17 protein-coding genes are annotated in these 19,678 nt (G+C 55.9%); 10 read left to right on the forward strand and 7 right to left on the reverse strand.

Translation table 11 applies throughout. The annotated features are described in order from the left end of the window. The 10 genes from VGJ94_00600 to VGJ94_00645 form a co-directional block, all read left to right on the forward strand. Positions 1-271 (forward strand): sensor histidine kinase (locus tag VGJ94_00600; protein ID HEY3275091.1); only part of this gene is annotated, 271 nt, incomplete at its 5' end. Positions 272-417: 146 nt separating this feature from the next. After that, positions 418-2,259 (forward strand): PAS domain S-box protein, encoded by a 1,842-nt coding sequence (locus tag VGJ94_00605; GenBank protein HEY3275092.1) that lies wholly within the window; start codon positions 418-420, stop codon positions 2,257-2,259. Continuing rightward, on the forward strand, positions 2,256-3,566 hold the full coding sequence (locus tag VGJ94_00610; GenBank protein ID HEY3275093.1) for a sigma-54 dependent transcriptional regulator: 1,311 nt from the start codon (positions 2,256-2,258) through the stop codon (positions 3,564-3,566). The genes VGJ94_00605 and VGJ94_00610 overlap by 4 nt, the downstream gene beginning before the upstream one ends. A gap of 355 nt (positions 3,567-3,921) precedes the next feature. Continuing rightward, entirely contained in the window at positions 3,922-4,362 is a 441-nt protein-coding gene (locus tag VGJ94_00615; GenBank protein ID HEY3275094.1) for a response regulator, read from the forward strand. A gap of 310 nt (positions 4,363-4,672) precedes the next feature. After that, on the forward strand, positions 4,673-5,104 hold the full coding sequence (locus VGJ94_00620) for a CheR family methyltransferase (protein HEY3275095.1): 432 nt from the start codon (positions 4,673-4,675) through the stop codon (positions 5,102-5,104). An 89-nt stretch (positions 5,105-5,193) separates the two neighbouring features. Next, positions 5,194-7,086 (forward strand): response regulator, encoded by a 1,893-nt coding sequence (locus tag VGJ94_00625; protein ID HEY3275096.1) that lies wholly within the window; start codon positions 5,194-5,196, stop codon positions 7,084-7,086. A gap of 197 nt (positions 7,087-7,283) precedes the next feature. Then, on the forward strand, positions 7,284-8,555 hold the full coding sequence (locus tag VGJ94_00630; GenBank protein ID HEY3275097.1) for an FAD-dependent oxidoreductase: 1,272 nt from the start codon (positions 7,284-7,286) through the stop codon (positions 8,553-8,555). Positions 8,556-8,603: 48 nt separating this feature from the next. Further along, entirely contained in the window at positions 8,604-9,998 is a 1,395-nt protein-coding gene (locus tag VGJ94_00635; protein ID HEY3275098.1) for a hypothetical protein, read from the forward strand. Between the two features lie 19 nt (positions 9,999-10,017). Continuing rightward, on the forward strand, positions 10,018-10,533 hold the full coding sequence (locus VGJ94_00640) for a universal stress protein (protein HEY3275099.1): 516 nt from the start codon (positions 10,018-10,020) through the stop codon (positions 10,531-10,533). Further along, positions 10,514-11,608, forward strand: a complete 1,095-nt coding sequence (locus VGJ94_00645) for a Nif3-like dinuclear metal center hexameric protein (GenBank protein ID HEY3275100.1) — start codon at positions 10,514-10,516, stop codon at positions 11,606-11,608. The genes VGJ94_00640 and VGJ94_00645 overlap by 20 nt, the downstream gene beginning before the upstream one ends. Before the next feature lie 141 nt (positions 11,609-11,749). Here VGJ94_00645 and VGJ94_00650 read toward each other — a convergent pair whose 3' ends face one another. From VGJ94_00650 to VGJ94_00680, 7 genes are all read right to left on the reverse strand, one after another. Continuing rightward, positions 11,750-15,196, reverse strand: a complete 3,447-nt coding sequence (locus tag VGJ94_00650; protein ID HEY3275101.1) for a type II CAAX endopeptidase family protein — start codon at positions 15,194-15,196, stop codon at positions 11,750-11,752. A gap of 142 nt (positions 15,197-15,338) precedes the next feature. Next, positions 15,339-16,337 carry a hypothetical protein gene (locus VGJ94_00655; GenBank protein HEY3275102.1) on the reverse strand — a complete coding sequence of 333 codons (999 nt, stop codon included), beginning with the start codon at positions 16,335-16,337 and terminating at the stop codon, positions 15,339-15,341. Continuing rightward, on the reverse strand, positions 16,334-17,020 hold the full coding sequence (locus VGJ94_00660; GenBank protein ID HEY3275103.1) for an ABC transporter ATP-binding protein: 687 nt from the start codon (positions 17,018-17,020) through the stop codon (positions 16,334-16,336). Before VGJ94_00660 ends, VGJ94_00655 begins: the two co-directional genes overlap by 4 nt. Before the next feature lie 4 nt (positions 17,021-17,024). Continuing rightward, positions 17,025-18,161, reverse strand: coding sequence for an FtsX-like permease family protein (locus VGJ94_00665; protein HEY3275104.1), 1,137 nt, complete (start codon positions 18,159-18,161; stop codon positions 17,025-17,027). Then, entirely contained in the window at positions 18,148-18,447 is a 300-nt protein-coding gene (locus tag VGJ94_00670) for a hypothetical protein (GenBank protein ID HEY3275105.1), read from the reverse strand. Before VGJ94_00670 ends, VGJ94_00665 begins: the two co-directional genes overlap by 14 nt. A gap of 5 nt (positions 18,448-18,452) precedes the next feature. Beyond that, entirely contained in the window at positions 18,453-18,929 is a 477-nt protein-coding gene (locus VGJ94_00675; GenBank protein HEY3275106.1) for a nitrous oxide reductase accessory protein NosL, read from the reverse strand. After that, entirely contained in the window at positions 18,926-19,459 is a 534-nt protein-coding gene (locus VGJ94_00680; protein HEY3275107.1) for a nitrous oxide reductase accessory protein NosL, read from the reverse strand. Before VGJ94_00680 ends, VGJ94_00675 begins: the two co-directional genes overlap by 4 nt. Between the last annotated feature and the right edge of the window lie 219 nt (positions 19,460-19,678).

Raw genomic sequence — 19,678 nt, forward strand, 5'->3', positions numbered from 1 at the left:
CATCATTCTTAATGAATTGCTCACCAATGCCATGAAACACGCCTTTGACGGGATGGAAGAAGGGATCATCAGGGTGGCCCTGTCAATGATCGACAGCCATGTGGTTTTTATCGTTGAAGACAGCGGGAAAGGCATTTCCGAAGACGTCGATGGGTTGAATTCGGAAGGTTTCGGGCTCCAGCTCGTGAGCATGCTCACGGAGCAGCTCGAGGGCGTCCTTCGCATCGAGCGAACCAACGGATCGCGGTTTACCCTGGAGTTCGACCTCTAAAAAATATTGCTCCCGATTTTATCCAGGGTGAACAGGGATACCTGGGTTTTTTCTTTTTTTTCGGGTATAGTATTTAAATAAATTGAATTTAAGACCGCGAGAAATAAGGAGCCATAGCCGGGGGGAGGTAGACAGCGAAAGCACGTATTCTTGTTGTCGAAGATGAGAGAATCGTCGGCAAAGACATAGAGAAAAGATTGAAAGACCTGGGTTACGAGGTAATGGGAGTGGTTTCCACCGGCATCAAGACCCTTGAAAAAATCGAAGGGTCCCTTCCGGACCTTGTCCTCATGGATATAAAGCTGAAAGGAGATATGGACGGCATAGAGGCTGCCGAGGCAATCAAAAGCCGTTTTGACATACCCGTAGTCTATCTCACCGCCTATGCCGATGAAGCCACCCTGGACCGTGCCAAGGTGACGGAGCCCTTCGGGTACATTCTGAAACCTTTCAATGAAAGGGAGCTTTGCGCCACCGTGGAGATGGCGCTTTATAAGCATAAAATGGAAAAGAGACTCGCCCAGAACGAGCAGTGGCTCTCGACTACGCTGAGGAGCATCGGCGACGGGGTCATCGCCACCGATGTAGCGGGCACGGTGACTTTTATGAACCCGATGGCCGAAGCTTTCACCGGAATTGGACAGGATGACGTCCTCGGCAGGCAATTCTCCGAATTTTTTGTGATCACTGAAGAGGGGCTTCATAACCTTCCGGAAAATTTTCTCATAAAGGCGATTACGGAAGGGGTGGGTACGGCGTCCCTGGTCCATTCCACCCTCATGGTACGTAATGGGCGCAGGATACCGGTAGATTCGAGTGTTGCGCCTATCAGGAACACGAAGGGGGCCGTGAGCGGTGCGGTGCTGGTATTCAGGGACGTGACGGAGCGGAAGACTGCGGAGGAGGTGCTTCGGGAGAGCGAGGAGCGGTTCAGGCTCAGCTTCGACCAATCGCCTGTGGGCGAGGCGATCGTTTCCCTCAATCTCCGGTTCCTCCGTGTAAACCGGGAGCTTTGCCGCATTACAGGGTATTCCAGGGAAGAGCTTGCCGATCTCGGACTGCGGGATGTGATTCACGAGGATGACCTTGGGATAAGCCTCGAGCAAGCAAAGGGCTTGAAGTCGGGCAAGGTCAACCAGTATCAGATGGACGCGAGGTGCGTCCGGAAAGAGGGGCCTGCCATCTGGGTCCATCTCACTTCGGGTCTCATGAAGGACAGCCAGGGTAAACCGCTCTATTTTCTCGTCAACGTGGAGGATATTCATGAGCGCAGACAGCTTGAATCCCAGCTCGCCCATTCCCAGGAGATGAAGGTCCTGGGGCAGCTCGCCGCGGGGGTTGCCCACGAGGTGCGTAATCCTCTGAATGCCATATTGGCGATTACGGAGGCGCTTTTTCAGGATATAGGAAGCAACGAAGAGTACGAGCCCTACCTGGAGCACATAAGGACCCAGGTCAATAGGCTCTCCGCGTTGATGAAAGATCTGCTCGAGCTCGGCAAGCCGATACAATCCTCTCTTCTTAGACGCGAATCGCTCCAGGCCATATGCGCGACAAGCCTCGACCTCTGGAAACAGACGAAGATTTCGGAGACCCATCCTGTCCGCTTCATCTCGGAGCTTGAAGGAGATGACGTGCAGGTGACCGTGGATAGCTCACGACTCCAGCAGATATTCCTCAACCTCCTCGATAACAGCGCCCAGCATAGTCCCGAGGGTGGCGAAATCGATCTTGCCCTCCTCCTGCCTTCTTCCGGAACCGCGCGGGTCAGGATTGCCGACAGGGGCGCCGGTATTCCGGCGGATAAGGTGGAGAAGGTCTTCGAGCCCTTTTTTACCACCCGCAGGGGAGGGGTCGGCCTCGGCCTCAGCATCGTCAAGCATTTCATCGAGTCCATGGCAGGCTCGGCACGGGTATGGAATAACGATCCTCCTCCGGGATGCACCGTGGAGGTGGCGCTGCCGGTTGCCCGCGGAGACGATTCATGAAGCCCCGTATCCTCCTAATCGATGATGACCCGGGCATAAGGTTCGGTTTTTCGAAATACCTCTCGAAAACAGGATACCATATAATCGCGGTATCCTGCCTGGCGGAAGGCAAAGAAGCCCTCATCTCGGAGCGGTATGATGCGGTGCTCCTCGATCTCAACCTCCCCGACGGGAGCGGTCTCCCATGGATCGATGATTTGAGGGCGGCCCAGCCCGAGATCGCCATAGTGGTTATTACCGGTCTGAGCGACGTGCCTACCGCGGTGGAGGCCATGCACAGGGGGGCGGATAATTTCCTCACCAAGCCCGTCAACCTGTCCGAGCTCGATATCTTCCTCCAGAAAAGCATCGAAGTGGGGAGCCTTCGACGAAGGAACATCGTAAATCAGCGCCTCTCAAGGCGCGATACGCCTTTTTTCGGGAAAAGCGCTCCCTCGGCACAGGCCATGGAGATGGCCTCTCTTGCCGCGGAAAATGAATCGGTGGTCCTCCTTCAGGGCGAGACCGGAACGGGAAAAGGGGTTCTTGCGCGCTGGATACACGAACACAGCAGCCGCAGGGACGCCCCTTTTGTGGAGATAAACTGTTCCAGCCTCAAAGGAGACTTGCTCGCAAGCGAGCTCTTCGGCCATGCGCGGGGGGCATTTACCGGCGCGGTGCAGGACCGCCAGGGGCTCATAGAAGTGGCCGACGAAGGAACCCTCTTTCTCGACGAGATCGGTGATATGGACATCTCCGTTCAGGCCCACCTCCTCAAGGTGATCGAAGAAAAGCGGTATAGGAGACTTGGAGAGGTGAAGGTCAGGAAGAGCAATTTCCGCCTTATCTGCGCCACCAATAAAGACCTCGAGACCGAGTCGCGGGACGGCAGGTTCCGTCAGGACCTTTTCTTCCGCATCTATATCTTTCCCATCACCGCTCCTCCCTTGAGGGAGCTGGGAAGCGACATACAGGGATTCGTCCGCTATTTCCTCGACCTGTTGCATGCGGCCAGAGCGGAGATTTCCCCGGATGCCATGGAAGCCCTCGTCTCCTATCCATGGCCGGGCAATGTGCGGGAATTGAGAAATGTCCTCGAAAGGGCCCTGCTCCTGTCGCGGGGAGGCCCGCTCGCCCTCGACCATTTTCCCGGAATCAGACGCTCTGCTGAAAAAGAAAGGAATGAGCCGTCCAACAGGAAGCTTAAGGTGCTTGAATCGGATCACATTCAAAACATCCTGAAGTCAGTGGGGGGCGATACGGTAAAAGCCGCGGCCATGCTCGGCATCTCCCGGGCAACACTCTATAGAAAGCTTAAGAAGGTGTAAGTCCTCCCCCTTGAAGCGCTGCTTAAGGCACCAGGTGTACTACTTTCGGCTTTTTGCTTCAACGCATAAACGCCTCACACGCTTTATACTCATCAACGCTTTACACGCTTCACACGCATCATTCTCATTCATTCTCATCAATGAGACGGCAATTGCATGAATGAGAATCTCCTGACGACGCTATTTCCATAAAACCCTTTCAGCACGGGGCGTTTCGCAATTCCATAGTTTTGGCATCCATCTTGCTCTTTCTGTGGAAGCCATGAAGTACGAACAACCAGTTGTTCTCAAAAACTCCCCGGGTTTGTCCACTCTCCCTCAACCCGGGGAGCCCCCCTTATTTCAGGGACCTTCCGTGGCCAGGGAAAGGGAAGGGGAGGCAGATGCCGGCCGATGCTTCGATCACGATGAAAAGAGCGCGACGGAAATGGAAAAGAGGGTGCTCATTGTCGATGACGAAACGGCCATACTTTTCGGGTTCAAGAGGCTTATACAGCGCGATGGAGTGGTCGTAGACACGGCGGAGACCGTGGAAGAGGCCGTGAGTCTCATGGGAAAAAGGGAATATCATTTCATTATTACGGACCTCAAACTCTCCGGCTCATCCAGTGAGGGGGGATTTGAAGTCTTGAGGCACTCAAAAACTTACAAACCCGGGGCAAAAATAATCCTCGTCACCGGGTACGGCACCCCCGAAGTAATGGAAAAAGCCTTGGCCGAAGGCGCTTCGTGCTATTACGAAAAACCTGTTTCAGCCGCCACACTCCGTGAAGCTCTAAAGAAGCTCGGTCTTTAAACGAAGGCAGAGGGTGTTTGATTTTACAATATGATTCGTGATCGATGAAGGGGAGTTTTTCAGTATGGAGACAAAAAGTGAGCCCCAGGGCAAATTAAAAAAATTGTGCCCCCCAGGAATTTCACCATTCAAGTCACAGAAGCAAAAGACGGGGCCTCCAGGCGCTCATCATGCCCACTACCGAATCCCAGGACAAAAAAAGCATGAAGGCAGGGCGCGGGCCGGATCATTAAGCCCTTCAAGCCTGAGCAGCTCCCCTGCCGTGGTGAAGAAGGTGCGGGGATGAGGACAAGGGCAAAGACGGTATAAAATGGCGTTTACCTTCTTCTTCAGGGACCTTCAGATACTCGACCTTATAATGGAGCATGCAGTGCCCCAATTAATGGGCAGGAGCAACGTGAAAGTCTGGGATGCAGGATGCGCCATGGGACAGGAAGTTTACTCTCTCGCGATCCTTTGTGCCGAGCATATGGGCCACTTTGCCTATAAGAACCTCAAGATTTTTGCAACGGACATAGAAGAGAGCAACGATTTCGGGGACATTGTGCGATCGGGGATATACCCGATAGAGGATCTGCAAAGGGTGCCCCCTTTATTTTTTGAGAAATATTTCGCCCCCCTGGAGGGAGGGAAAGAACGACGCCAGGTCATAGACGCGGTGCGGGGCAGGATTACTTATCAGCGCCATAGGACAAACTATCTTTCAAGAAGTGCTCATGCTCCGGTTATTCCGTTCAGATGACCACCCATCCCGAGCATCCGACCCTTCCTCCCCGGGAGACGGGTTGTCTCCCACAGCCGGGGCATACGACGAGAAAGAGCGTTGAAGCCATGAGCAAGGCAAATATTTTAATTGTGGAAGACGAGCTGATTGTGGCCCACGACATCCAGTACAGCCTCAATGTGCTGGGATATATGACGATGGGAATCGTCTCGTCCGGTGAAGGCGCCATAGCGGAGGCACGGAAAAGCCGTCCCGATCTCGCCCTGATGGATATAAGGCTTAAAGGCGCTATGGACGGCATAGAAACCGCACAGATATTGCGGGAAGAGCTCGACATACCGGTAATATACCTCACCGCCTATGCCGATGAGGGTACCCTCGACCGGGCGAAAGTTACGGGACCCTTTGGTTATATTCTCAAGCCCTTTAATGAGAAAGACCTATCCTCCACGATCGAGATGGCCCTGTATAAACATCGGATGGACCGGCAGTTGAAAGAGAGTGAAGAGCGATACAGACAGCTCGTGGAGCTCTCTCCCGATATTATCGTGGTCCATAAAGAAGGCCGGATCGAATTCATCAATGCCGCGGGAGCGAGGCTTCTCGGGGCTGACGACCCAGGGACTTTTATAGGAAATCCTTTTTTCGGCATCGTGGACAAAAGTTTTCACGGTCCCCTACGAGACGCCATCGACCGGATTGCCCGTCAACGCGAAAGTCATCCCGTACTTGAGGGGAAATATGTCCGGTCCGACGGACAGAGGATCGACGTGGAAGTGGTGAGCGTACCCATCACCTATAAGGGCGCCCCCGCGATTCAGTCGGTTGCCAGGGATATTACGGGCCGGAAACGTCTTGAAACACAGTTTCTCCACGCCCAAAAGATGGAGGCCGTGGGAACCCTTGCAGGGGCCATCGCCCATGACTTCAACAATATCCTCACCGCGATCATAGGGTGCGGCAATCTGCTCCTCATGGGTATGAAGGAGAGTCCCCTCGAGCGTTACGTGGCCCAGATCCTCTCCTCAGGAGAGAAAGCGGCCAACCTGACCCGAAGCCTCCTCTCTTTCAGCAGAAAAATGGAGAGCCACCCCGAGCCGGTCGAGCTTAACGGCATCATAAAGAGGATCGGAAAGCTCCTCGCGAGGCTCATCGGGGAAGAGGTAAATCTTTCCACCTCCCTCTCGGACCGGGACCTCATGGTGAGGGCAGATGCCGGGCAGATAGAGCAGATATTGATGAACCTTGCAACCAATGCGAAGGATGCCATGCCCGAGGGCGGCATCCTTGCCATAAACACGGGACGTATCACCATGGACGACCAATTCATAAGCGTCCATGGCTACGGTGCTCCTGGAGAATATGCGGTGATTACCGTGGCGGACACGGGACAGGGGATAGAAAGGGAGACGGCGCCGAAGATTTTCGAACCCTTCTTCACCACAAAAGAGCTGGGAAAAGGAACGGGTCTCGGACTCTCCACGGTGTACGGCATAGTGAAACAGCACAAAGGGTATATAAACGTATACAGCGAGTTGGGCAAAGGCACTCTTTTCACCATATACCTTCCTCTCATCGCATCCAAAACAGAGGAAAAGGGGGCCGAGGAGCACCACTTCCCGCCCACAGGCAACGAAGTGATCCTTTTGGCGGAAGACGACGACCAGGCAAGGGACCTCATAAAGAAGATCCTCGAATCCCACGGATATAAGGTAATCGCGACCGTGGACGGAGAGGACGCCCTCGATGCGTTTAAAAGCCATTCCGATCGGATCACCCTGGCCATCTTCGATGTTATTATGCCGAAAAAAGGGGGAAAGGCCGTCTACGAAGAGATGGCAAAAACGAACCCCGGGCTCAGGGTGCTTTTCATGAGCGGCTATACCGCCGAAGTAATCGAAAAAAAGGGAGTATTGGAACAAAAAGTCAATTTTATTCAAAAACCGATCATGCCCGACAAACTCTTAAGAAAGGTGAGGGACGTGATCGACCGGGAATAGGACCGGCGCCCCGTCCCTGATTTTGTCTTGAATCCGGCTTTCGACTTTCTTGATTAATCATACCGCCTCTGATAGACTCACCTAGTGCTTCGACCCTTCTCTTCATTGAGGAAAGGAAAGCGCCTTTCTTCGCGTTTTTTCACGAAGCAAAGGGATTGGGGTACTATCGAATAAGTGGGAACATGAGGGGAGGAATCATGCGGGTAGTCATCGTCGGCGGCGGGTGGGCCGGTTGCGCCGCGGCTGTTTCTGCAAAAAAACAGGGCGCAGAGGTTATTCTCGTCGAGCGCACCGACATGCTTCTCGGCACGGGCCTCGTGGGCGGCATCATGCGGAACAACGGGCGATTCACTGCAACCGAGGAGGCTTTCGCAATGGGGGGAGGAGACCTCTTCTCCCTTATCGACCATAACCTGCTCCACAAGGATATCGATTTTCCGGGACACAGGCACGCGTCCCTCTACAATGTGGCCACCATGGAGCCTATTGTCAGGGCTCATCTCGATGCACAGGGCATCGAGATTCGCTTTTCGACCCGCATCGACAACGTAAAGACCGCAAACGGGCGCATTGAAAAGGTTTCGGGAAAGACCGGGGACTTCGAGGCGTTTTTTGAGGGGGATGTGTTCGTGGAGACCACGGGCACCGCGGGAGGACCCGCCGTCTGCGGAAAGTATGGCAACGGGTGCGCCATGTGCATCCTGCGCTGCCCGTCCTTCGGGGGCAGGGTCAGTATCGCGGCGAAATGCGGCGTAATTGAGATGCTGGGAAAAAGGGGTGAATCCACGGGAGCCATGAGCGGCTCGTGTAAGCTCCTCAAGGAGTCCCTTTCCAAAGCCGTGGTCGAAGCCCTCGAAAAAGACGGGAAGGTGGTCATTCCCCTGCCTGAATCGATGAAGAGCGCGGAGAAGCTTGCCGCCAAGGCGTGCCAGCAGTATGCCCTTCCCGAATTTCTCGACAATATCATCCTTCTCGATACGGGCCATGCAAAACTCATGACGAGCTACATGCCCCTTCATCTCCTGAGGCAGGTACCGGGCATGGAGCAGGCCCGGTATGAAGACCCCTACGCCGGTGGCCTCGGCAACTCCATTCGATATATCGGCATGTCGCCCCGGGATGACACACTCAAGGTTATGGGGGTGGAAAACCTCTTCTGCGGGGGTGAAAAGGCGGGACTTCTGGTAGGCCATACGGAAGCCATCGTGACCGGCACACTCGCGGGTTATAACGCAGTGAAGCACGCCAAAGGGGAGCAGCCTTTGACCCTTCCCCCGAGTCTCGCCTCCGGCGATGCGATAGCTCATGTACGCGACCGGATGGCTACGGCCGAAGGTCTCGGATATAAATATACCTTTTCGGGCTCGGTCTATTTCGACCGCATGAAAGCAAAAGGGCTTTATACCACGGACGTGGAGGAGATTCGAAAGCGGGTCGAAGAGGCGGGCATGGGGGATGTCTTTTCGTGAAGCCCCGGCCGGTCTCCAGGGACATTATGGGCACATGCAGAGGTCTCTATGGTTGAATTGACGGCGGCCCATTGGATCTACGCCCTTTTCGTTATCCTCGTCCTGATCGCCATGTCTTTCAGGCTCGATACTCCGCTCGTCTGTATCGTGGGCTCCTTCACCCTCTCATGGGTAATCACGGGAAATCTCATCAAGGCGGTGCAGGCGATCTTCAATTCCATCAGTGTGGCCGTGGGCGAGCTTCTCGGGCCGGTGGTCATCATCTCCATGATCGTCTCCATGGCAAAGATGCTCGAGGAATGCGGGATTGCGGACATGATGTTCCGGCCCGTCCGGAGGCTTCTCAAATCTCCTTCCATTGCATTCTGGACCATCGGCCTCGTAATCCTCCTTGTGGCCTGGATCATCTGGCCCTCCCCGGCCATTGCCCTTGTGGGGGCGCTCCTGCTGCCCGCTGCGGTCGAGGCGGGCCTGCCCCCGATATGCGCGGCCATGGCGATCAGCATGTTCGGGTACGGGTGTGCCCTCACCACGGATTTTATTATCCAGGGTGCCCCCGGCATTACGGCCAAGGCATCGGGAGTCCCCGCTGCGGATATCATGGCCAGGAGCCTCCCCATGCTCCTTACCTGGGCCGCGATCGCCCTGCCTCTTTCGTTCCTGTCGGTCAGGAAGGACCTGAAAGCGAATGGCGGCAAGCCTATAAAATGGGCCCCTTTCGAGGTCTCGCCGGAGGCCGCGGCAGAGCAGGAGAAATGGGGCAAGGCGGCCCCCGGTTTCAAGGGATGGGCTCTCTGGATTATCGGCCTCCTCTTCTGCCTCGATATCGGGGCCATGCTCTTCTTCAAAATCCGGGGAGGCGACGCCACGGCTTTGCTGGGTGGCACGGTAGGGCTCATTATGGTGATCGTGAGCTTCGGGGTCTACCGCTTCGAGGGGTTCGGCAAACTGGCTGACCATTCACGGGGGGGCTTCATGTTCGGGGTGCGTATTTTCGCACCCGTCTTCCTCATCGCGAGCTTTTTCTTTATGGGCGCGCCGGGAACGGCCAAGGCGGTCTTCGGAGAGGGGGCCAGGGGCCTTCTTTTCGATCTCGGTCAGGCCCTGGCCCAGGCGGTGCCCCTGAGCCGTGTGCCCGTCGCGATTGTTCAGGGAGTGGTAGGAGGGATCACGGGACTCGACGGCTCGGGCTTTGCAGGATTGCCCTTAATGGGCACTCTCGCCCAGGCCTTAGGTGGGCCCACCCATCTCGATGTGGCGACCCTGGGCGCCCTGGGGCAGTTCTTTGCGGTCTGCGTCGGCGGCGGGACCATCATCCCCTGGGCGGTCATCCCGGCCGCGGCCATCACCGGGACCGATCCCATCGAGATCGCAAGACGCAATTTATGGCCTACCCTGGCCGGTTTTGTGGGGGTGACGGTGGTAGCCATCTTCTTGCTGTGACATTGAAAGAGGAGGTCTTATGGTAGCCTGTAAGAACATACTCTTCTCCACCGATTTTTCAGGACATGCCGGGGCGGCGGTCCCCTTTGCCGTTGACCTGGCGATGAAATACGGGGCCCTGCTCCACGTGGTTCACGTCTATCTGGAGGCAGGCCATATTGCGGAATTCGAGTCCCGCCCCCGGGGCGACGGCGATACGAGGCTCATTCAGCCAACGGGTAAGGAGGCGGAAAAAAAACTCGATCGGCTTTGTGAGGAGATATCGAAGGAACTGGGCTCGTGCCGCAAAAAACTCCTTCGGGGGAAGCCCGCCGCGGAGATCGTCCGGTACGCGAAAGAGGAGGGGATCGACCTTATCGTCATGTCGAGTCACGGCCTCACCGGCCTTAGCCATGCCCTATTCGGAAGCACGGCGGAAAAGGTGGTCCGTGAAAGCCCGTGCAGCGTCTGTGTCATAAAGAGTAAAAATGATTCTTTGAATAAATCAAATATGCATGAGGAGGAGGAACAGAATAATGAGGGTATTGAAGAGTGAAGTTTCTGTGCTGCTTGGGGCAATCATGCTCGTCTGCCTCGCAGGGGCGGCATTCGGCGCGGACAAGGCAATCACGGTGGACGACGTCAAGGAAGCCCTTAATGTTATCACCAACGGCCGGGTGATCATGAAGCCCGAGACGGCCTTCGGCACGGGCAATCCTTTCGTGGTGACGAAAAGCTCCAATATACCGGGAAAGGCGATCACCGAGACCCCGGGGCTGGTCGTGGGCAATCCGAAGGCAACGGTGAAGAAGATCGGCGTGGGGATGACCCTCACGGAAAGCGCCATCGAGCTGGCGGGCGCAACAGGCGTCGACGCCATGGTGCTCCACCATCCCGTGGCGGACGCGGCGAGTAGCGGCGGCGTGCCCCTCCGAAACTACTCCACCCTCTATGGCCTTGCCATATTCGAGGTCCATGAGGCCTTCCACGGCCGTCACCCCGGTATCGCGTGGATGCACGGCCACGTGCCCTTCAAGGCAGATATCCATTATGGCGGCATCTCGGGAAACGTGGTCTTCGTGGGTAAACCACTTCCCGAGGTAAAGACCATAGGGGATATCATAGACCGCCTTACCACGCTCTCAGACCTCGCCCGGGAGAGAACGATTCTGGCCGACGAGAAAAAACAGCGCGCCATTCCGGGTCTGGAAGAAGCGAATATCGCGGCGGGCCCCGAGATTCTGCTGGGCTCGAGGGAGAACAAGGTCGGAACCGTGCTCCATATTTTCCCCCACACAGGGTTTACCCCGGACCATATGCGCCGCCTCAAGAAAGAGTACCCTCAGATCGATACGGTGATCGTCTCGATCAGCCGGGTAAAAAAAGATAATCCCCTGATCGGAACCGCGAAAGAGCTGGGACTGACCATGGTGGCAGGGAACTCCCACGCCCTCGAGATCGTGGAGAATGGCGTGCCCCTCGCCTATGCGCTGAAGAGCCTGCTCCCGGGGGTTGAGGTAGTGCTGTTCCGCGAGAGGATGACGTCTGCGCCCCTCGATGATTTCGGATCCAAAACAATGAGGGATTACGGCCGGGAAATGGCTTCCAAATATCTCGTACCGAAAAAGTAAGGCCCTGATAATAAAAAGGCCGCTCCCATCAGAGGTGAGCGGCCTTTTTGCGTCCAGAGGTTCTTAAGGGGATCAAACCCGGGCAAGGTGCTCATCGGAATGAATCATGGAAGAGCCGCGGAAGACCGAGCCGCCGGAACATCATACAATCTCGTCCGGAATATATCCGTCAGACGGCTCTTTAACCTCTCTGCCCTTCCCGCGACCAATGAAGCTCAGAATGAAGAGGACGGCGAGGGGCAGCACGAGGACTGCCATCTGCTCAAGGGAAGGCCGGGAGAATTCCGGGCTATGGGAGAAGGCGAAGCGCCTGAAATTGGTGATAGCCTCACTGTTTACCTCGATCCACATCCACACCAGGAAGGCCGTAACATTCCATCGGATGACTCTTGTAATGGTGAAATAGAGGACAAAGACCGCTACCGTGTCGAGGAGCCAGGCAACCAAAAGGTTTCGCCATGAAATCCCTGTGTTGTCGGCATAGAGGAAGGCGGCAAAGACGGCCAAACCGAGGATGAGCGTCTCCCGGCGCAGAAACCGGCGGACAAAGGCAGCCATGACAAGGAAGAGGAGGGAGGCGACGATGAGGGACGGCGCCTTGTCCGCGAGATTCAGAAGCTCCGAAAATTGGTTTATTGTAATATTTGTGGTTGCGGCCTGAGGAGTAAAAAGGTCCGGGGCGAGCCACGCCTTTGCCGCGGAGCCCAGGCGATCGAAGCCGGCGCCTATTGCCGCGGCAGCGAATCCGAGGAAGAGACCCTGGCGGTTCTCGATCGATCGGAAACGGGAGGGACGAAGAGGCTCGAGAAGGGTCGCGAATTCGCCATATTCCGGAATCCATGCCCGAAGTACCATGCGCGACAGGAGGACGAGAAAAAAGACGCCCACGGGCATCCAGATTACCTGCACGATGATGCCGAGCACGCCGGTCAGGGTGTAGACCGCAAGGGACTGGGCGGTTTCGTAGAAATAGGCGTGAAAGAAACGGGGATAGCCGTTCAGAGCTTCAAGGAGCGCAGGGATCGCACCGAGGGCGACGCCCCAGAAGACCGCCTGTCTCACATCATTGCGGCGCGCGAGTCGGCGCCGGAAAAGGAGCACGACCTGTACCACAAAGAAAATGAGGAGCCCCACCCCCAGAAATATGGCGAGAATCTGCCTCACGCTGTTCCTCAACCCTTTCTGCAGCACCTCCCTCTTTCTCTCCCACTCCTCCGGGACCTCATATTGAGGGACTGAGAGGGCAGTCACCCGGTCTCCCGATACGACCATGGAAAGTTTTCTCTGGAGGTCTCCCACCGCGAATCTCCGGTCCCGGTAAGTAAGCTCGTAATCGAGGCGGTTCGGCCGGTCTACCTTGTCGGCTTCCATGCATTCCCATGATTCCAATGGAGACGGCCTCGCCCTGGAGAGAAATGCCCCTGCCACTCCCTTGGCAGTCTCCTCCGAGAGCCGTGCCCCCGGGTCTGTCTCTGGGAGCCTTTCTTTGATGGCCAGGAGCCGGCCCCTTTCGTCAATCGAGACGACCATGGTTCGAACGGTTTTTTCCTTATACCAACGGGTCGTCCATAGCGGGTCGTATCCGTAATATCCCCTGAACCGCTCCCATGTGCCGGCAACGCCGTATTGGCTGATTACGTACCGGGGGAGACCCTCGGTCCGGTCCCGAAAAATTGTGTAGGATCTGAAGCCGGCAGGATCGATACCGGATGCCTTCAAGGCCTTTTCACCCAGGGCCGCCCCTTGCTCCCGTGTAAATTTGACGGGAGGCGCTTTTCCGTAAAAGTTCCAGGACGGGGCAAGAAAAGAAAGACCGAATATGAGTGCCGCCGCGAGCAAAAATGCGGCGAATCTCTTCCACGGAACTTTCTCCACACATATCCCTATGGATTCGCCGATTACTTCAGGGGCCGCCGTTGCGGGACCCATCCTCTTTTTATGGCGAAACAAAAGGGACATCAATTGCCTCCATGGGGCGAGGGAGAATACTTTGCGGGCAAAGAAAAGCGCAAGGAGCGGCAAGGTCAGGGCGAGAAGGCCGTTCAGCACGAGACCGGGCTGCCCGGATTGGAGCTGGGGGACGATTCCCACGAATACATTATAAATGAAATGGGATACAAGGGTGGTAACCAGGCCGTAGCGGAGAAATACCCATCCGTAGACGAGGCCCGCAAGGGTAAGCTCCGCCCCGCGGATCCAGACGGGCTCCTGGGGATAGGTCGTGTGGGCGAACCCCCAGATAAAAGCGGGAATAACCACGGCAGGCCAGACACGGCCGAAGAGCCGGTAGAGGATGGCGATCGCAAAGAGGCGAAAGGTGAGCTCCTCCGTAAAGGCAGCACTGAAGCCCGTGTAGATGGCGGTCAGGGAGGGGAAGTAGGTGGCGAAGCTGTTGCTGAATTTAACCTGCACCGGAGACCAGACGCCGATGAACCTTTGTCCGGCCACATAAAAGAGAGTGACATAGCCGATGGCGGCGAAGGCCATGGCATATCCGAGAAGGACCTGCTTTCCCGCGTCTCCCGATGCGAGAAAAGTCCGGGAGAAGACGTTCGAGACCCATGACCTTTCAGGCAGATAGAGGCGTCCTATCGAATCGGTCGCCGCAAAGAGGGGGATAAAGAGAAGGAAACCCGCGATGGACGCGAGAATGGGCATGGCAAGGTATTTAAGCCAGAATACGTTCAATGACTGGGTCGTGTCGTAAAAAAGAAAAGAAAAGGGAAGCTTGTTTATCTGCTCGAGGAAGACCACCGCCCCGCAGAAACCGGCGATTACGAAAGAGCGTCGCCATTTCACATCCGCCGCGTGAGCGCGCCAGAAAAAGACGACGGCCATCCCAAGGTAGAGAAGAAGGATGGGAAGGTAGGCCAGGTTTGCAAGGAGCTCCCGCCTGGCGGTTAAATCCTCCTGCGCAAGGGTCCAGGTCTGGGGAATTTTAAGCCACTCCGAATACGCGCCTATCCTGTCGCCCTGAACCGTCACTCCCACGCGGTACTCCGATCCGCCCGTGCCGCGCCAGTCGAGGGACCTCCAGACGAGAGTCTGATCGAGTCGCCGGGGACAGTCCTCCATGGTCCGCTCGATGTACTCATATCGGGTAAGATCGAAGGCGAGCTCCTTTGCGAGGAAGGCCTCTGCAATGCCACGGGCGTCGTGTTCGTCGAGACGTGCCCCGGGGGCGGACTTGGGGATCTTCCTGCTGAACCCCGCGAGCCGCCCGTCGGGGGTGTATTCGACACTGTACTCCACTTCCTCGAGTTCCCGGAACCACCTGACCGACCACCGCCATACGGCGACCGTTTTGCGAAAGAGGTCGTTGGCCTTCTTCAGCCCGAGAAGGCGCTCCAGAAAATCGATTTGATTCCTCTGCTCCGTGAAAACCGCCACGCTCCTGTATCCGGAAAGATCGAACCCGCGGGCCTTGAGGAATTCGCCACTCTTCGCCGTGATCTCGCCGCGGGAAAGCTTCATATCGAGTGAGGCCTCGGGAAAGGCTTCATTGTAAAAGAACGCAAAGGCGATGAGCCCCAGGATACCGGCGACGATAAACCAGGTTATTGCCCATTTCGGGGCACGCGCGTTCATCGGCTCAGAGACCTTTCAGCCATTCGGGCCGCGGTACGCGCGAAGCCGGCGATTTCCATTGCGCTCTCCTGTTTGTGAGTATGATGGGGTAATGAACTCTTTCCATTCTCCGGTAAATCCCGCTCATTTTCAAGGTGAGTAATTATAACCTAAAATCGGTAAATGTCATTGCCCACAGGGAAATAAGGGTGAATATCAGATAGAGGGAGATTGCCGTGAGAGTGAGACTTCTTAATATCGGGGGAAGAATGTTTTTGAGGCTCGGTGTCGAGCGCGCCGGCATGAGAAGACCTGTGGAGATCCCTGCTACCGCAGCTCCAAGGAGGGAAAGATAAAGGGGGTAGCCCACATAGGAATATTCACCCTGGAGGATGCAAAAGGGGCAGTGATGGGTGGGGAGCTCGTAGAAGTAGAGGGAGATGAAGGAGATGAGCGCGATTATGCAGACGACGAAGGTGACGGCGGACAGGAAGGAAAAGAGGTATCCCGTCGCCGCAGTCTGTTTCCGGATGAAAAATATGCCTGATGCTGAGGTGCACAGGATAGACGCAAAAAAGACCGCCCTTACCGGCGCGACCGGAAGGGCCGGGAGGATCGCACCTACCCCCTTGCCTTCGGGACTGAAGAGGCTTCCGCAGCAGGACGTGATCACGTGGGCGTCGAGCTTGAGAAAGTAGGCCCCCTGAAATATCGTTTCCGCCACGATCAGGGGCGCAAGGGCAAGGAGGAAGAGGTATTTTTTCTTTATGAGAGGGTAATCGATTGCCCTGTTGTCCGTGAAGTTGAGTATGAGCCATATACCCCCGAAAATAAAATTGATGATCTTGAGCGACAGGGCGGGATAGCCGTAGCCGTTCACGTGAAGGGTGCCCGCGGCGCACATGGCGCCCACGAAAAGGCAGCTCACCTTGTCGGCGGTAAAGATGAAGAGAAAAAGGGAGAAGAGCTGAAAGGAGAAAGCATAACTCATGACGGTCGAGATGAGGTAGGTCTGCCTTTCGAGCCCGAGCTGCAGCTCGCTGCCGCTTCGTAAGTCCCAGTGCCTCACGATTCTGATTCCGTGGGCTGACCCGTAGAGGACCAGGAAGGCAACCACGAGGGAGCCCAGGGAGAGGGCTATGATCCCGGGATGCATGATCACGGCTGGACCCCGGAACCCGCGACCCTCCCGTCTCTGAAGTCGATCACTCTTTCCACTACCAGGGACTCATACATGAGGGGGTCATGACTCGCGATGAGTATGGTCTTGCCCTTCCGGTTGAGGTCTACCATGATCTCCATAAATTCTTTTGAAAGTTTCGAATCGAGATGGGCAGTGGGCTCATCGGCGATGATGATATCCGGGTTATTGATGAGGGCCCGGGCGATGGTGACCCGTTGGGCCTCCCCGCCGGAGAGCCATTCCACCTTTGACGACGCTTTTCTCGCCATGCCGAAGAGGTCGAGGAGGTCGAGCGCTCTCTTTCTCAGGATCGCGCGGTTCTCGCCGCCGGGATAGGCGGGAATCATCACGTTTTCGAGGGCCGTGATCCCCCTCAAGAGATTGAAATGCTGAAAGATGAAGCCGAAGCTCGTGCGCCGTATCTGGGCGAGAAACCTTTCGGGCAGGCTTGTGATCTCCCTGCCCGCGACCTCGACCCTGCCCGAGGTAGGTTTGGTCATGGCGCCGATAATGGAGAGGGCGGTCGTTTTCCCGGACCCGCTGGGCCCTCTCAGGACCGTGATTTTCCCCCGGTCTATGGTGAGGCTGACACCGTGGAGGGCGGTAAACTCATTGGAGCCCCCCTTGTTGAATATCTTGGTTACATCCCTGAGATCGATCATGGTTCTAAAGCCTCATCACTTCGTCGGGATCGATTATCGCCGCTTTCCATGAAGGGATGATGGTCGCCGTGGTGTAGGGGACCACGGTAAGGAAGAAGAGGGCGGCGATCTGGTAGGCATCAATGGAGGGAACGAGCCGGAAATGGGGATAGAGGACGGACCATCCTTTGAGCACGGGCTCGAAGAATATGTATGAAGCGAAGAACACGTGGCAGTACCCGGCGATCACGCCAACCAGGAACGAGGTGAGGGACACGGCGATGCCTTCCCATGATTTCATGACTATCACCTCCGAAGTTTCCCATCCCACCGCCTTCAGGATGCCTATCTCCCGTCTTTCCTCGAAGCTCAAGGATGTCGCCTTATCCCACGCGAGTATGGCGAAGGCGAGTACGGCGCCGCCCAGGATGAAGATGAGAAGACCGCCTCTCCAGTCAAAGATCGCGTCATAGGTGCGCAATATCTCGTCTCTCAGGATCGGCCTCGTATCGGGGAGGAGCCTCTTTATCTTGTTCGCCACCGTGACCGTCTCGTTCTTGTTCCTCACGACCAGGGTGATATCGGTCCAGTATCCGTTGTTCATGGAAAAGAGGCCTCGGAAATCTTCCTGATTGATCTCGATAAGGTCGGAAGAGACTATCTCGGACTCGGAGGAAAAGACCCTGTTCACTTCGAAGCTCATGTAACTGCCGTCGGAAGCCTTAAGGGGCGCCACATCCCCTTTGCCCACGTTCAGGGTCCTTGCCACGCCCCATCCCACGTTCATGGCCCCTTCCCGGGGTCCCATGCCGTGCTCCCGGGCTATGACGGTATAATTAGCGCCCGTGGAAGGCTCGAAATAGTATCCCCAGAGGCGGCCCCTGACTTCGCGGACCCCTGGTATGCCACTGATGACGGGTATGTAATTTGCCGGCATGAGATCATGGCGCCCCGCTACAATCCGTTGCACCGTGACCTCGGGAGAAAGGGCGAGCACCCGGGAGGCTTCTTTTTTTATCGATGCCGTGAAAAAGAAGATGGAGGAGAGGATAAAGACGATGATCGTATAGATGAGGAACAGGGCGAGGTTCTTCCCTCTCTTCCTGAGAAGTGACGAAAGGGCGAAATCGATGATGTTTCGCTCTTTTTCAATCCAGGCCATACGCGATACCAGGGGGAGGCGCGATAATCGAGCCCGAAGGGAAATGTTCCAGCGAGAGAGGGTGGTCCTGAAACGGGGTAGCCCTGTCGGCCACGGAAGGATTTCTCGTATATCTCGCATCGGTAAAGAGACAGAGGTCTGTGAGGCCGTAGTCCTTCACGAGGACTTCGCGCTCTTTGATAAAGGCGGCATCGGAGCGGGCCCTGTATGCCCCGTGGACAAAGAGGAGGGCGACCAGGAGAAAGCCTGCGGCGAGGGTGCCCAGAAAGGGGGTGGATCGCCTCATTGCCCTCAATCGAGGGACCCCAGGAGAGTGTTGCTGACTTCCTGGAACCTTAGCACCCTCTTTCCCTGGTGGTCTTTCATGAATGCCCGTGCCTCCGCCTCCTTTTCAAAGGGGATAAGCTCCTTTCCCATGGGGCCGTAGACGTCGCTGCCGAATACATAGAACGCTTTCAATCCGTCGATGAGGGTGAGGCTGTAATAGTCGGTCACCTGTAGGTTGCCGATATCGGCCTGTTCTTTCCTGGGACTATACTTTTTCAGATTGAGGAGGTATCGGAACATGTCCTTCGAACCGTCAAAATAGTCGGACGAACTGTCTTTGAATGTAACCTTGGCCAGGAAATCGGTATATTTCGCCACGAACATGCCGCAGACGGGGCACTTGGTTTTCGGTCCCGGCCCGGCAGGGCCTTTTTCAAGGCCCCATCCTGATGTCGCTGCCAGAAAGACGAATGAAAGAAGAAAGAGAGAAACCTTTTTCAATGACCGTGTCCTTTTTCCATGGAGAGTTTCATTTTCGCCATCCGCCGCTTTTCCCGTATCATCTTGGTATCGGCGTACATATCCTCGTATGCCGCTTTTATGGCATCGTCAAAGGTCGTGATCTGCCCCCCCGTCTCCTTTGCGAATGCCTCCGCCTTCGGCTTGTCGGAGAATGCCCACTTCGCCCTTTTGGTCATTACCCCCTGGGTGCTGCCGCCCACGACCCAGAAGGCCTGTTCGGAATTGATCAGCTCCTTTGTCCCGAAATCTGCGACCTGAATCGCTTTCGGGGTTTTGTCGAGACTTACCGCAAGGTCTACGGCAGCGCAATGGAGGCTGCACAGGGGCATCTCGGCCCCGTCGCTGTAGACTACGAGCATTCTGCTCTGGGCGAATTTCTCCCGGTCCATGCCGCAATAGCCGCACGATTTATGTTTCTCCACGTCGGTCCATGCGAAAAGAATACCGGCCAGGCAAAAAACCATGGCCCCCGCCACACCCATCCACAGTATACTCTTCCTCTTTCCCATTTTCTCCTCCTTTTATGGATGATTGTAATCATTATTGCAAATTAATTGAGGTCGCAAATACCACATTCCAGAGAAAACTATATGGACGAAAGGGGATCGTGTCAATTGCCGTGAAGCGCAAAATAGAATAAATGAAGGGATCGAATAAAAAGCTCCTCCTTTCTTGACGTGCCGGGAAGGGCTGTTTTACACTATGGGGGCAGTTTATTTTATTCTCGA

Source organism: Syntrophorhabdaceae bacterium (assembly GCA_036504895.1).
In the GTDB taxonomy this organism is placed as follows: Bacteria; Desulfobacterota; Syntrophorhabdia; order Syntrophorhabdales; family Syntrophorhabdaceae; genus PNOM01.

Coding starts and splice junctions, on each gene's coding strand:
- VGJ94_00610 (HEY3275093.1), top strand. CDS start 2,256: ATGAAGCCCCGTATCCTCCTAATCGATGATGACCCGGGCATAAGGTTC.
- VGJ94_00620 (HEY3275095.1), top strand. CDS start 4,673: ATGGCGTTTACCTTCTTCTTCAGGGACCTTCAGATACTCGACCTTATA.
- VGJ94_00625 (HEY3275096.1), top strand. CDS start 5,194: ATGAGCAAGGCAAATATTTTAATTGTGGAAGACGAGCTGATTGTGGCC.
- VGJ94_00630 (HEY3275097.1), top strand. CDS start 7,284: ATGCGGGTAGTCATCGTCGGCGGCGGGTGGGCCGGTTGCGCCGCGGCT.
- VGJ94_00635 (HEY3275098.1), top strand. CDS start 8,604: ATGGTTGAATTGACGGCGGCCCATTGGATCTACGCCCTTTTCGTTATC.
- VGJ94_00640 (HEY3275099.1), top strand. CDS start 10,018: ATGGTAGCCTGTAAGAACATACTCTTCTCCACCGATTTTTCAGGACAT.
- VGJ94_00645 (HEY3275100.1), top strand. CDS start 10,514: ATGAGGGTATTGAAGAGTGAAGTTTCTGTGCTGCTTGGGGCAATCATG.
- VGJ94_00650 (HEY3275101.1), bottom strand. CDS start 15,196: ATGAACGCGCGTGCCCCGAAATGGGCAATAACCTGGTTTATCGTCGCC.
- VGJ94_00660 (HEY3275103.1), bottom strand. CDS start 17,020: ATGATCGATCTCAGGGATGTAACCAAGATATTCAACAAGGGGGGCTCC.
- VGJ94_00665 (HEY3275104.1), bottom strand. CDS start 18,161: ATGGCCTGGATTGAAAAAGAGCGAAACATCATCGATTTCGCCCTTTCG.
- VGJ94_00670 (HEY3275105.1), bottom strand. CDS start 18,447: ATGAGGCGATCCACCCCCTTTCTGGGCACCCTCGCCGCAGGCTTTCTC.
- VGJ94_00680 (HEY3275107.1), bottom strand. CDS start 19,459: ATGGGAAAGAGGAAGAGTATACTGTGGATGGGTGTGGCGGGGGCCATG.